Raw genomic sequence first — 13,658 nt, forward strand, 5'->3', positions numbered from 1 at the left:
CTACTCACTATCATTAAGCATTGTATATAATCTTTCTTTTGCTCTAAATAATCTAGACTTAACAGTACCCTCTGCTATTCCAAGAATCTTAGCAATATCCTTATAACTCATATCATCAAAATAAAATAATATAGTTGTAACCCTAATCTCATTTGGTAACTTACTAATTGCATTAAATAAATCAATATTCTCAGTTTCATCAACTGTGTAAGCTTCCTCTTCTACATTAATATGTTTCTTATTGTTGATTTCATATATTTTATTACATTCATTTATTAGGATTCTAGTAAGCCAAGTTTTAAAATACTTCTCCTCTTTTAATGTACCTAACTTATTAAAGGCTATTAAAATAGTATTTTGAATTCCGTCCTCCACATCCTCCTCTCTTTTTAATATCCCCTTAGCCACTCTATACATAGATTTTAGATTTTCTTGCATTAAACTAGTAAAAGCCTCCTTATCTCCTTCTTTTGCTAATCTAATATTCGACTTTTCTACTATATTACTTTTCCCGAAAAACTTAACTAGCTCCATACTAAGCCTCCTTTTCTGACTATTAGATAGTGAATAGATATAAAAGGTTCCCTTAATTTCTATAAAAAAAGACTATGAAGAATTTCACCCTTCATAGTCTGATACACTAAGTAGAATATACAATCTACAACCTGTCTTTCAATTAGCACCATTTCAAAAGACCTTATTTAATTATTATTCCTAATAAAGCTGCTAGTTCCATAGCTTGACTTGGCGAAACAATGGCTCCCCTTAGTTCATTTCCTGTTAAAACTAATCCATTGATTTCACTGTCAGTAAAATCAATGTCCTTAAGCTTTGTATTCATAAAATCTGCCATTTCTAAAGAACATTCTTTAAATGCTATTTTATTAAATTTACACTCTGAAAAGTTCGAACTATCTAAACTACATTTTTCAAAATTTATTAGTTTTGTCTTTGCAAAGGCAAAGATAGAATATCTAATTAAAGATTCCTTAAAATACACATTCTGAATGTTACATCCTGAAAAATTACTGCCTACTAGTTTACAATTATTAAATTCAACTCTATGTATACTTCCTTCTGAAAAATCTATATTAGATAAATCACAATTTTCAAACTTAGCATCAATTATATCTACATTCCTAAATTTACATTCTGTAAATATTACATTTTTAAAATGACATCCATTTATTTCAACTCTTTCTTCATCAACATAATCAACTATCTCATCAGAAACCCTAGAATCTTTTATTTCTCTTTCAACTTCTAATAGATCTCTTAAATTTATATCTTCCTCTAATAAATTTACAAATCTAGGATTTTGTAATTTATTTAATTTAGCCATAAATCTCCCACCTCTTTCTTTTAATAAAGTATATTATACCAAATTATATATATTAAATATTAGTTATGGGGCAATAAATTATCCATAACATATAATAATATAAGTAGTTACTTAAGATAAAGTTTAATTATTTACAATGTAACTAAAAGGAGTGGTTATTAATGTCAGAATATGATGAACGTTATGCTGGCTATGCATATAGATGGAATAGCCTTTTATCTGAGTACAATGATGGTAATGAAAAACCAATTATAAGTCACAAACAAGAAATTAGAAAAAGTAACTATTATTCTATTGGACCAGATGGCAAAATAATTCTTAATAATCAAAAAAAATAATGTCTTATGTAAAAAATATAGATGTGGTAATTCCACCACATCTATATTTTACAACTCATATCCTCTTTAAATTCTTTTTTTATAGTTAAAAATTCCTCTAAATCATTTAAAAATTGGAATAGTAAGGCTCTATTCTCGAATTCTGCTCTAGTTTTTGGTAGCTCCATATTCTTATAATCCTCTTTTAATAAATCAAGCTGCTTTATTAATTCTACACAGTCATTATCTTCGCGTATATTTACAGCAACATTTTTTGTGAACTCTGACAAAGCTATAGCTTGCTCATATTTCATATAGAACCTTGAAAAATGCTTCTTCATTCTTTTAATAGTGTCTAGTTGAATCATTCTCATACCAATATATTTTATAGAATAGCATTCAATCTTAAATAAGCTATTCTCACTTATTTTATGTGCTATTTCTCTAGTCTCTTTTATTAGTTCTTCTACATTATCCATTATTTCTTTATCATAAATTGATATAGTATGATTCACAAGACTTACAGACATATCTGATAGTATAACTCTAAATTGGTCTTCTATTTTTTCTCTATTTCTTTCGAACTTATCCTCTAAAGAAGGTGCATATAAATTAAATATTAATGAAACACCTATGCCTATTATTGCTATTGCAAATTCATTATACACCCAATATATATCTATATTACTGCTAACAAGTAGGTGCGTTGATAATACTGATCCAACTACCATCCCTTCCTCTACTTTTAATTTAATAGTTATGGATATAAATACTAATAAAAACAAACCAAAAATTAATGGACTATTTCCTAATAGCTTATATAAAAAGAAAGAAAGTAAAATTGCAATTGTTGCTGCTATAAACCTTCTACCTCCAACTCGTAGGGCTTCCTTTTTTGTATTTAATATACTTAGAATTGCAATTATCCCTGCTGTTACGCCAAATTGCAACCCTAACTTATTAGCAATAATCACTGAAATAGTTGCTGACATAGCCATCTTTACGGTCTTAGACTGTAAATAGCTTCTCATTAGTTATCTCCTCCTTTCTTAAAGACTTCTAATATAGAAACCATTATTATATATATCTTTATCATATTTTATTTCTATACCATCAATCATCCTTTTATCATCCTTGTAATAAAGGAAGTTGATTCCATCTATATTAACTTCTTCATCATATTCCCCTTTAAAGCTTGGAAATATTTCATAGCCTGGTTTACCACAGCCTCTAAATACTTTAATTCTTATAGAGTTTTCACTGCTATTATTCACTAATTCTTCTAATGCCTTTTTAGTCTTTTCATCAAATTCTATCTTCATAAAATCACCCTTTTAACATTATTTTATCCTATTGCTACCACTGTTGACACTCCCACCTTCCATAAGTGGGAGCTAAGTACATCTATTGGCCTGGATTGGTTATTCTATTTTATACTGCTCTAACATACTCAAATCTGTATTTAGCTTCAACCTCTGGATATTTTTCTTTATCAACTTCACTAAAGAACATATCCATTGGTCTTACAAATGTTCTAAATTCACCATATAGTGCTCTATATACTACTAATTTTTCCCCTGTTTCTGTATGTTCTGCAATATCAAAAACCTGATATTCATTCCCCTTAAAATGTCTGTATACTCCTGGTTTAAATTCTCTCATCTTACGTTCCTCCATCATCATTCTAAATAAGTACCAATAGATTATACCTTATTTAGGCTCTCACATTCAAATTCCATATATAATAATAAAAATCGGCCCTCTACACCCTTTGTAAGGATATTGAAGACCAATCTTTATATTTAACTCTTAACTATGTTTATCCACTGCTATAACTTCTGACCTTTCCATCTTCTATAAGTTGGCCATAAGCACTGATAGCCCCTTGGATTCCTTCTGATAAGCTTTGCTTTATGCTACAACCCCAGAAATTATAATTCCAATAGCAATCATAAAGCCTGCAATAACTATAGCCATAGCAACATTCTTATTCTTAAGCTCTTCATTGAAATCAATTTTAGTTAATACTGCATCAAATGCCCAGTATCCAAAAATTAAAAGTGCAATCCCTATTAATCCAAAAACAATACTTATTCCAACATTAAATAGAACATCCATAATTCCACCCCCTAAATCTTATATTATTATTTTAATATACATGGATAAATATAACAACCTTACCACTATTTATTTACCCTATTTATAATGCTACCTTATATAAGTAGGCATAAAAATAGCGTTACTATTAGTGATAAAATCACCCATCCTTGTATATAAACCTGATGGTTTCTTATTAGTTATATAAACTCCCATAATAGGGAACTGATATCTGCGACTACAGCCCATTGTAGAATTAATGTTAATGTTTAATGGAGTAATATTTACTCTATCTTGAAAGACAATATCCTCTAACTCCTTACTAACACCTTCGTAGCTCATAATTACCCCTAACCCTTCTCTTGATAAGTAAGGCTTAACTACACAATCTGAAGAAAGTTTATTATCTGGCTCTAAGCAGGTATATGGAATATATTTTAATATAAATCTATCCTCTTCATCAGTAAAAAAACCTTTTCCAACAAGCTCATGAATAACCCCTAGAAATGCCTTTGATTGAGTTATCAATGTATGCCCTGGATTTATTAGGTATGTTCCTGAACTTAGTGGTTTAATTAACTGATTCATTTCTTTTTCATAATCTAACCAATCTAATGGATAGTGCCTATAAATAGCATCTATCTCTTCACCGTAAAGATAAATCTTATCTCCAGCTACCTTTAAGTCATATATATTACCAAAGACAACCTTGTATTCCTCCATACCTTTCAAAATATTAAAGAGAACTTCTGAAGTATAAATATCTTCATAATACCAAGAAGTAACTACTCCTATTACCTTTATCTCTTTCTCCTTTTTTAAGTCCTTCAATACAAATTTAAAAGCCTCTGCTATATCATTTATTAAACTTTCATTTGGATCTTCATAATTTATACCTAGCTCTTTTTTTATAATAGAATTGATTCCAACTGATTCTACTAAACCAGCTGGTGTTTCCGAATTAAATTCAAGTATCTTAAGTTCTCCATTGTTATCTAAAGCAAAATCAATTCTACCTAGAGCACAAAGGGCTGTTGTACAAGATTTTGAAACTAACTCATAAAGACTTTCAGGTATTCCTAATATCGGTCCAAAAAGTTCTATATTCCTTTGGATATATGGATAAGCCTTATCTAAAATATCAATGAATAATGAACTTGCAGTATTCATTTCCTCATATAAGCTTTTTTCTACAATAAATGAATCTAAAGAGATATATTCACTTACATTAGTATAAGTTCCTGTAAAAGAATAGCTAAATGCAGCTTCTTCCATTACTTTCTCCCAAATTTCTTTTCTATCCTCATTTGAATACTCCTCTATAGACACTAAGGAATCCCTCACCCCTAAAGGGCACATCCAAGTATAATTATCATCAGTTAAAAAAGTTTTGCTCCACCTAACTAAAAATCCTTCTACCTTGTCCTTTATAAGATATACTCCAAAATTACCATAAGCTAAATTAGGTATATTCATATTTTCCTTAGCTGGTCTAAAAGTATACTCCTGCCTAATTTCAATTAGATCCTGCAATATATGAAGCTTTTTATTTTCTTCTACAATCTCCAGTTGATTCTTCCAAGCATTTCTGTCGTATAGCTTTCCTATATAAACTTCCTGACTATACCTACCTAAAGAAGATTTTACTACATATTTATCTTTGTTTATTAGTGTTTCTTTATCAATACCCTTATAAATTTTCGTGTATGGAATACATGCCCTTATAACATCCTTATTTTCTTTAGATAAAAGCTTTGACTCCTCTTCTACTAACTTCCACAAATAAGCAAAGAACCCCTTTGCCTGAATGGCTATAATCCTTGGATCATTTATCAGTAATACTTTTCCATTATCAAAAGCATCTAATATTTCTTCAATATTATCAATTTCATAAAAAAATTCTGTAGGAAATAATCTTAATATTATAGGTAACTTAATTTCTGAAAAAGCATATACTTCTCCATCTATAACAGATAAATTATTAGGGCCAACTTGTACTATATTAATCTTAGTATCCTTCAATAAATTTTTAAAGTAATAACTATGATGTAATTCTTCATAGTGACAAGGATCCATTAACATTCCAACATTAATTTTATCCTCTTCCCCACAGAAATCATTAACTATCTTATGTAATTCTTTAATAAACTTATCAATGAAATTAGTATTTAAATTCCCCTGGAAGGGACTCTTTCCTGCTAGTTCCATCTCTTTTTGCCCACAGGGCTTATCATAGTTAAGCTCTGCAAAATAAATGTTATTACTATCATCTATAAAGGTATCATATCTTGTCCAAAACATTGGTGATATTGGAATCTTAAGATTAAATATCTTATCTTTATATGGAAAATCCTCAAAATAATTAAGGACATCCTTATGCCTTCCTTTAATCTCACTTAATATTTCCAAGGAAATTTTATTTATCTCTTCACTATAAAATACCATCCTCTCTTGGATATCTCTATTAAAATAAAAAGGTATCTGACAGTGTACATTCTCTTCACCTACAGAACTTACCATATAGTTGTTAAACAATACCTCTTCTGTATGATCTATCTGATTTTTCATTTTCATATCACACCCTTAAGTAACTTTAACTTGAAGAGCCCCCTCCCTTTGATGATGAATATCCTGATTTGCCACTTGAAGGCTTTGTTACACTACTTTTTTTGCTACTAGATGAAGAATCACTCTTTATAGTACTATCTCCATTTGAAGAATCTGATTTACTTGAAGAATTACCTCCAAAGAACCACCAACCTCCAGATGAATGACTACTTCCACTTGAGTATGATTCATTCTCCTCTTCCTCTTCTTCTGGTTTTGGTTCACCACAGCCTAGTAATCCAAAAGGTCCACTCACTAGAAATGCTGTAGCTACTGCAATTGATAATGCTTTCTTTTTATTTTCCTTTATTATCTTTTTTATATCAGCCATTTTTACCCCACCTTTATTACTTCAACCTTCATATCTTTTTTCATATATTCTATATACTCTAATAAATCTTCCTTAACATTCCCCTCTGTAATAAGTACTAATTTATCATATCCTAACTTTTTCAACATCTCTTGATAAGGAAGCTCCTCTTCTCCTATACCAAATTGATTGTTTAATTTATTTTTCATCCTATCAAGATTAATTCCTTCTTGAAATCTATCATAAGGAATAAGCATAATGTACTTATCACTTTCTATATTTTTAAGTTTTAAAGAGTTTACTATAAGCTTATTAATATTATTCTTTGTACCTACTATTCCATAGGGATGAAATAATAAATTTATATTTAAAATAGGCTTAATACCCTCTTCATTGTTTAATATAAGTGCTAAATCTAATATTTTATTTAATGGCAGGTCAACTATTAAAAAGCTTTTATTATTTTCATGTTCTAATATTATACTAATAATATTAGAACATGATTCTTCCATATCCTCTTCATCTATAATGAAATCATCGTAGGTCTGCAAGGAAACAAATGGTGAGCTTCTAAAAAAGCATTGAAACTCTCCTAATCCTTTATGCCACCTTCTATAAATATTCCTTAAATCAACTTCACTTAAATTCATAACATCCCTACCTTTCATATGTAACAGAATAAATTCCATCTAAAGATATACAATGTTTGAAACCATCTTCATTCATAAAAGTTAAATGGCTATCCCCGCATTCATCCTCGCATATTTCGCCCTTAAATACTATTTCAGGCTTTGACTTTTCCCAAGATTCAAAAGTAGAATAAATATTAATTTCTTTAGCGTAAGGTAAAAATCCATAGGATAACTTATAAATAAAAGCAAAGTTATTTTTCAAAGAAAATATCTGTCTATATTCTTTATCATCTATTACCGTATCAACTGCTAAAACTCCATTATATGAAGAATTAACAGACCCCTGAAGAACCTCTGATGGCTTATCCTTATACCAATCATTAAAAGTTCTATAAATAAAAATCTCCATTACTATCCCCCTGTAAAGTATACATTATTAATAATTATACAACATTTCTATAATTTAACATATTTATTTTTATCTTTTTAGCCTTAATTCATCATTAATCCCTTTAAAGTTTTAATATCTTTCCTGTCAATTTCATTTTTCTGAAATTTAATTATTGTTCCATCCCTAAAAACTGTTTCAATACTAGCACCATTCTCTCTTATATCTATTAATCCTTCTAGATTTACTTTTTTATCCATAAAGAAACCGCCTAAAGTTAAATATTTATTTGTTATTTCAACTTTTAGCAAGTACATATGTAAGTATCTCCAAGCTAAAAATAAATAGATAAATATTTCGATATAATTTAATCTACTATTCCCCCTAGTATAGCTTGATGTAAATAAAATATAGCTCTTTAGTATTCCTAGAATAATAAATATCATTGATAATACTAAGTTTAAAAATGATCCTCTGTACCTTTTCCTCATTACAATCACCCCTAAACTTATAATAAAGTATATTTTACCATTTATCAAGTTATATTTTATTATTTTTTGAGTTTTTTGTTTTTACTTACAACTAATTTTCTTAATCCTATCAATATTTATACTAGTCATAACCCTATTATTTAACCAATGATTATCACAACCACAATAATCTAATACTACGCATTGAGGTTTAAATCCTAACCTTAGAGCCTTCCAACCTCCAGATACAAGATTTAGTACACAAGCTATACCAACTATACCTATTTTGCTATTCTCTTCACTTAAATAGCTGAATAACATAGTTTCATGAGGGATAATATAAACTTGAAAACCTTCTTTCTTCCCCATTTCAGTTAATTTATTAACATTACAATTCTTTGTGCAATTCTTGCATATATAACCAATGGCACTCTTCTCACTTAAACATTCTTTTTCTACTTGCCTCATACAAGAAGGTGTAAATACCTTTTTAATTGTAGTTTCTAAAAATTCTTCCCTATACACCTTATTCATTATCTCCGCTGCAACCATATTAAAAAAGTATTGTATTTCATTCTTTCCACAATAAATTATATCCTCTTTGTTTAGGTGTTTTTCTTTATAACATTCTAAGTACTTTCCAACATTGCTTGTATACTCTCCAAGTATATATTTTCCTTCATTATAAAGATAATCTGCCTCTTCTAATCCATGAGAAAATAGGTCATTTACGTACTCATTATCTCTAGCATCCAGGAAGCTAATCCAATTTCTAATTCTTAAAACCTCTTCTTTGAAATCTCCAGTAGATTCCATCCATATTACTACTAATTTAAAATCATCTAAATCTATATTTTTCTTAATAATCTTCCTTTTCATTAGAATACTCGTAAATAGCCTTCCTCTTATTGAATCAATATTCTTCTTACATCTATCCTTTTCCCTTAAGAAATTTAAAGTTTTAAAAATCTTCTTAGAAATAAGCATAAAGCCTCTACCATAACTTAAATATTCCTTTAGCATTACACCTATTAAAAATATCTCTATTCCATACTCTTCTTCTGATCTTAACTCCTCTACTTTATTTACTTTTATAAATTTCATAAAGTCATCTATATATATTTTCTCTTTAATTAATAGGTTTTCAATAACCTTTCCACTTAGATTTTCTATTTCCTTATAATATCTAGATGAACTCTTCTCTCCATTAGTCAAATCATATGTAATATGATTCATATCCTTTCAATTCCCCCTTGTAATTTATTACCACCTAATTTTACAACATATTTCCATATAATTTAACTTAAATTTTTCCTTTTAAATTTGTACAAGTACTAATGAATAAAGCTTTGAATTTTGTCGCATAACAATATTGTTAAAAAACTGTTACAAAGGAGAAAATGCAATGATTAAGAAATTTGTTAGTCTAGTAGCTTTATCAGTAGTGCTAGTAAGTGAAACTGCAACTATAGCACCTAAAGCTATGGTAAATGTAAATTCTTATTGCCCTAGCTGTATTGCAGAAAATACAGATCCTGAAACTAATGAGGATGCTGAAAGACACAAGGATAAAGATAAGGATAAATGTAAAGAAAAATGCGGTCATCATAAGCATGATATACAAATGTTATCTCAAGAACAGATCTTAAAGCTTCTTTCTGAGTCTGAAAAGAAAGAACTTAAGGAAATTTGCGACTGTGTTAATAGTGGTAAAGAACTATCAAAGTCACAAATGAAAACACTACATTCTTTAAAAGAAAAGGTAGGTAAATGTATACTTGGAGATAAGGACTTTAAAGAATTTAAAAAGCTTATGAAAAAGAGTAAGGATGATTCTTTAAATGAAGATGAAAAATGTAAGCTTCAAGAGTATCTAAAGAAAATTAAAGAATCAAAATAATCAAAAGCGTTAACTACTTATTAGTTAACGCTTTCTTAATTACTATTTATTATAATAATCCTAAATTTCAGTTTATATAACTGATAATATTTATTAATTTATAATTATTATCAATAATTGCTGACATTTCTTAAAATATCCTTTATAATTATATGTATAATAATCAATAACGAAGGAGGATATAAATAATGGGATGTGGATGCTTATCAAAGGCAAATAACGGAGATGATGGAAAAGCTATCGTTGATCTAGTAAGAAGCAAAGGAAAAGAAAAATTCCCTTTGAGATACTTATATAAAATAGATTGTTCTTGTGGTCATACTTTCACAATGAAAACTCTAGTAGATAAATGTTCTAATTGTGGAATGACTTATGGAGTTACTCCATGTGGTGATGAGGATAAAGAAAATGTTACAGCCGCTGGAATAAACTATTAGAATATAGAAAAAAGTGCTAACCTAAAACTGGTTAGCACTTTTTTAATGACAAAGGTTATTCAATTAATCACTATTCTCACTTTCCCTTTACTTAATCACCAACACCAAAATCTGTATTATTATATAAGACTTCGATATGGTCATTCTCACTTAAAAAGCCCTTATACTCTTTAACAAACCATTCAACTAAATCATTATCCCTTTTAATACTTGTACTATTATCTACAAAAACATTAATAGTTCCATGGTTAAAATTCTTTAATAATATATCTATATCCTTAGCTATACTTTCTCTTGTTTGACCCTTAATTCCGACCATTATGCAAGGTGAATCAAAGTATTCCTTTAATTCATCTATAGTTTTAAATTTTGCATTTTTATTTAACAGGTCATTTCTAAAATTATAGTCAAAGGTTTCAACTCCAATTTTAAAAGTAATTGGAATTTCAAAAAAGTCTCTCATCTCTTGAATCCTATTTTTATAACACCAATGACTTTCTAAAAATAGTTCTTCAATTCCCTTTTCATTTATTACTTTTTTTATTTCCTTTAAAGTCTCCTTAGGAATTTCAAAACAACTACCTGAGTTAATAACTTCAAGAACCTTAAATTCTCCAGTTATATTAGTAAGAACTTCCCTATTTACTTTATTTATCTCTTCCTCATTATTAGAATTATCTAATATATAATCGCAAAAAGAACACTTTCCCCATACACATGGAAAAGCCTTTAAAAGTACTATTTCCCTTTTAATTTTATCTGTGATTTTACTGTACCTATTCATACTCTTACCCTCTTAGCCTTTCTATAATAACTTTTGGTAGCTTACCTATAACTGAATTTACAATAGCTACTGAAATAAGTCTGTCTGCATAATCCATAAGAAATTGTATAATGAATATACTAACTACCTTACTTATACCAATAGCTGATAACATTTGTACTATATATGAAGAAGCTGATGAAGTTACACCATCAAATACAAAGGCTGCTATAATAGCTCCTGCTAATGCTGAAAATACTGAAAGTAAGATTACTGAAACAAATATTTTCTTTCCTTTTAGTATGTCCTTTTTATAAAGAATACCTGCAATAGCTCCAACAATAATCTGTACTGGTGCAAAATAAAGTGAGTAAATGTCATAAGTCACGCCACTGATTATACTTGATACTAAGCCTGTAGTAACTGCATATGTAGGTCCTAAAAAAGCAGCTACCATAATAGTACCAATAGAGTCTAAAAGTATGGGAATCCTTAAAATTAGTGCTATAAAGGCACCTAAAATATTTAGTGCAACGCAGATCCCCATTAAGGTTAGTTTTTGTGTTAGATTTTTTTTCATTTTCTCTCCTCCAAATCTATTTGATATGGAGAACTATACAGCTTTTTTGTAAGATAAAAAAAGCTGTATCTAAGGATACAACTTTTATATACTGCCACTATATAAACCCTTAGTTTTTTATACTGGGAGTTCTCGAACCAGTCCTCTATCAATAGAGATTCAGGAATTTATATTTTTATAAAGCTAATTTCATTAGCAATTTTATATTAACTTATGATGGTTAATTTGTAAATATGAAGTTTACTTACCCATATTCATTATTTTATTGCTTGCCCAATTTAATATGATATAATAAGGTCAGATTAATTTAAATTTATACGGAGGATTTATAATGTCAGTTAAAATGTTACACACTTGTATAAGAGTAATGGACTTAGAAAAGTCTTTAGATTTTTATGGAAAAGCATTAGGTCTTGTTGAAACAAGAAGAAAGGACTTTCCAGAGCATAAATTCACATTAGTTTATTTATCAGATAAAGAAGGTGGTTATGAAGTTGAACTTACTTATAACTATAATCCTGAAAAGCCTTATGAATTAGGAAATGGCTTTAGTCATATTGCTATAGGAACTGAAAATCTTGAAGAAATGAGAGATAAGCATATAGCTTTAGGTTATAATGTAACTCCTCTTAAAGGTCTTCCAGGGGAAGCTCCTCATTACTACTTTGTTACTGATCCAGATGGATACCAAGTTGAGGTTATTAGAACTTTAGCTTAATATCTAAAATTAAAAACTTTAAAAAATAAAATCAACTGATTTTTATCAGTTGATTTTACTTTTTATGAGTTTTATATATTTATACAAAAATATTAGGAATAATACCAATGATCCTATTGCCACAGCTACTGATCTAATTATCTCTTTCTTTTCAACTAAAATCTTTAACTTTTTAGATTCTTCCGTATCCCTTTGTACTTCTACCTTATAAAAATTCCCTTCACTATATCTTCCCTCCAATTTTAATAGCTCTTTCTTATAAACCTGGCTATCTACTGTCCATCTTGCTATTACATCACTATACTCCTTATTATTATCTAAATAAATATTCTCTAAATCTAATATTTCTACATTTACATTAATATAATCATCTCTTGTCTGAGTTATATAAATTTTAAATAAATATAAGGAATGCCATGAAAATACTAATGTGAACATTATAGAAGAAAATAAAGAAAATAGAAGAACTCTTTTTGTTTTTCTAAAGTTATTTTCTTTCTTCTCAAAAACATCAATATATAATGCATTTCTAATCTCTTCTCCTCTTTCTCTTAATATGAATCTCTTATAGAGCTTTTTACGAAATATAGTTATAAAAATTATAATTCCTAATACAGTAATAAAACTTAGAGAAAATATCATCTCATTCAATGAGCCTTTACTTACTTTACTCGGATTATCCTTTAGTATATCAATGGCTAACTTATCCCCAATAAGTACTGTTCCGTCTTTTTTAAACTTATCTTCATAAATAACTCCATCAACTTCCCAGCTAAGAATAAAGGTACTATAATACTCCCTGTTATCATCAAATTCATGGATATAATTCAGAGAATCAATCACTGTACCTTCAACACTTATAGTCCTATCTCTATTTGCTAAATAGTTCTTAACTTCCCCAAGGGAAATTGATAATGTAAGAAAAAATAAAATAGTTAATGCAATTATATTTCTCTTTTCATTAATCTTATGAATAATCTCTACCCTTTTTCCATCCACTTTTTTGCCCCCTTATATAAAAAGTAAATATCAAAAAATCTTATCTGACATCCTTGCCCATTTAAATTTTACCATAATTACCCTAATTAAATTCTATT

19 protein-coding genes and 1 riboswitch are annotated in these 13,658 nt (G+C 28.5%); of the genes, 4 read left to right on the forward strand and 15 right to left on the reverse strand.

Annotation, left to right across the window (positions count from 1 at the left end):
• Entirely contained in the window at positions 1–534 is a 534-nt protein-coding gene (locus tag ACSYT2_RS10120; protein ID WP_438384683.1) for an RNA polymerase sigma factor, read from the reverse strand.
• Positions 535–697: 163 nt separating this feature from the next.
• Positions 698–1,342, reverse strand: a complete 645-nt coding sequence (locus tag ACSYT2_RS10125; protein WP_438384684.1) for a pentapeptide repeat-containing protein — start codon at positions 1,340–1,342, stop codon at positions 698–700.
• A 161-nt stretch (positions 1,343–1,503) separates the two neighbouring features.
• Between ACSYT2_RS10125 and ACSYT2_RS10130 the strand changes: the two genes are divergently transcribed.
• The gene (locus ACSYT2_RS10130; protein ID WP_430855102.1) at positions 1,504–1,680 is read left to right on the forward strand and encodes a hypothetical protein; all 177 of its coding nucleotides are present in this window, start codon (positions 1,504–1,506) and stop codon (positions 1,678–1,680) included.
• Between the two features lie 41 nt (positions 1,681–1,721).
• Here the strand turns inward: ACSYT2_RS10130 and ACSYT2_RS10135 are convergent, their stop codons facing one another.
• From ACSYT2_RS10135 to ACSYT2_RS10180, 10 genes are all read right to left on the reverse strand, one after another.
• Positions 1,722–2,690 (reverse strand): aromatic acid exporter family protein, encoded by a 969-nt coding sequence (locus tag ACSYT2_RS10135; protein WP_430855103.1) that lies wholly within the window; start codon positions 2,688–2,690, stop codon positions 1,722–1,724.
• Between the two features lie 18 nt (positions 2,691–2,708).
• The gene (locus ACSYT2_RS10140; RefSeq protein WP_430855104.1) at positions 2,709–2,981 is read right to left on the reverse strand and encodes an iron-sulfur cluster biosynthesis family protein; all 273 of its coding nucleotides are present in this window, start codon (positions 2,979–2,981) and stop codon (positions 2,709–2,711) included.
• Between the two features lie 109 nt (positions 2,982–3,090).
• A complete protein-coding gene (locus ACSYT2_RS10145) occupies positions 3,091–3,321 on the reverse strand; it encodes a DUF1653 domain-containing protein (RefSeq protein ID WP_430855105.1) in 231 nt (76 codons plus the stop codon).
• Between the two features lie 249 nt (positions 3,322–3,570).
• On the reverse strand, positions 3,571–3,777 hold the full coding sequence (locus ACSYT2_RS10150) for a DUF350 domain-containing protein (protein ID WP_430855106.1): 207 nt from the start codon (positions 3,775–3,777) through the stop codon (positions 3,571–3,573).
• Between the two features lie 90 nt (positions 3,778–3,867).
• The gene (locus tag ACSYT2_RS10155; protein ID WP_438385013.1) at positions 3,868–6,324 is read right to left on the reverse strand and encodes a glutathionylspermidine synthase family protein; all 2,457 of its coding nucleotides are present in this window, start codon (positions 6,322–6,324) and stop codon (positions 3,868–3,870) included.
• Positions 6,325–6,349: 25 nt separating this feature from the next.
• Complete coding sequence (locus ACSYT2_RS10160) at positions 6,350–6,694, reverse strand: hypothetical protein (protein WP_430855107.1); 345 nt, start codon at positions 6,692–6,694, stop codon at positions 6,350–6,352.
• Between the two features lie 2 nt (positions 6,695–6,696).
• Positions 6,697–7,362: a normocyte-binding protein gene (locus ACSYT2_RS10165; protein WP_438384685.1), complete on the reverse strand. Its 666-nt coding sequence runs from the start codon at positions 7,360–7,362 to the stop codon at positions 6,697–6,699.
• The gene (locus tag ACSYT2_RS10170; protein ID WP_438384686.1) at positions 7,331–7,714 is read right to left on the reverse strand and encodes a hypothetical protein; all 384 of its coding nucleotides are present in this window, start codon (positions 7,712–7,714) and stop codon (positions 7,331–7,333) included. The genes ACSYT2_RS10165 and ACSYT2_RS10170 overlap by 32 nt, the downstream gene beginning before the upstream one ends.
• Positions 7,715–7,797: 83 nt before the next feature.
• Positions 7,798–8,184: a hypothetical protein gene (locus tag ACSYT2_RS10175; RefSeq protein ID WP_430855110.1), complete on the reverse strand. Its 387-nt coding sequence runs from the start codon at positions 8,182–8,184 to the stop codon at positions 7,798–7,800.
• An 81-nt stretch (positions 8,185–8,265) separates the two neighbouring features.
• Positions 8,266–9,399 (reverse strand): DUF116 domain-containing protein, encoded by a 1,134-nt coding sequence (locus ACSYT2_RS10180; RefSeq protein WP_438384687.1) that lies wholly within the window; start codon positions 9,397–9,399, stop codon positions 8,266–8,268.
• Positions 9,400–9,568: 169 nt separating this feature from the next.
• On the opposite strand from ACSYT2_RS10180, the gene ACSYT2_RS10185 reads away from it, so the two are divergent.
• The gene (locus ACSYT2_RS10185; RefSeq protein ID WP_438384688.1) at positions 9,569–10,063 is read left to right on the forward strand and encodes a hypothetical protein; all 495 of its coding nucleotides are present in this window, start codon (positions 9,569–9,571) and stop codon (positions 10,061–10,063) included.
• A 188-nt stretch (positions 10,064–10,251) separates the two neighbouring features.
• Complete coding sequence (locus tag ACSYT2_RS10190; protein WP_430855113.1) at positions 10,252–10,500, forward strand: hypothetical protein; 249 nt, start codon at positions 10,252–10,254, stop codon at positions 10,498–10,500.
• A 91-nt stretch (positions 10,501–10,591) separates the two neighbouring features.
• On the opposite strand, the gene ACSYT2_RS10195 is transcribed toward ACSYT2_RS10190, so the two are convergent.
• Positions 10,592–11,284, reverse strand: a complete 693-nt coding sequence (locus tag ACSYT2_RS10195) for a radical SAM protein (protein ID WP_438384689.1) — start codon at positions 11,282–11,284, stop codon at positions 10,592–10,594.
• Between the two features lie 4 nt (positions 11,285–11,288).
• Entirely contained in the window at positions 11,289–11,843 is a 555-nt protein-coding gene (locus ACSYT2_RS10200) for an ECF transporter S component (protein ID WP_438384690.1), read from the reverse strand.
• A 103-nt stretch (positions 11,844–11,946) separates the two neighbouring features.
• Positions 11,947–11,990, reverse strand: a riboswitch (PreQ1 riboswitch).
• A gap of 184 nt (positions 11,991–12,174) precedes the next feature.
• On the opposite strand from ACSYT2_RS10200, the gene gloA reads away from it, so the two are divergent.
• Positions 12,175–12,561 carry a lactoylglutathione lyase gene (gloA, locus tag ACSYT2_RS10205; RefSeq protein ID WP_430855116.1) on the forward strand — a complete coding sequence of 129 codons (387 nt, stop codon included), beginning with the start codon at positions 12,175–12,177 and terminating at the stop codon, positions 12,559–12,561.
• A gap of 45 nt (positions 12,562–12,606) precedes the next feature.
• Here gloA and ACSYT2_RS10210 read toward each other — a convergent pair whose 3' ends face one another.
• A complete protein-coding gene (locus tag ACSYT2_RS10210; protein ID WP_438384691.1) occupies positions 12,607–13,560 on the reverse strand; it encodes a hypothetical protein in 954 nt (317 codons plus the stop codon).
• Positions 13,561–13,658: the final 98 nt, after the last annotated feature.

Source organism: Clostridium zhoujianii (assembly GCF_051590805.1).
Lineage (GTDB): Bacteria > Bacillota > Clostridia > Clostridiales > Clostridiaceae > Clostridium.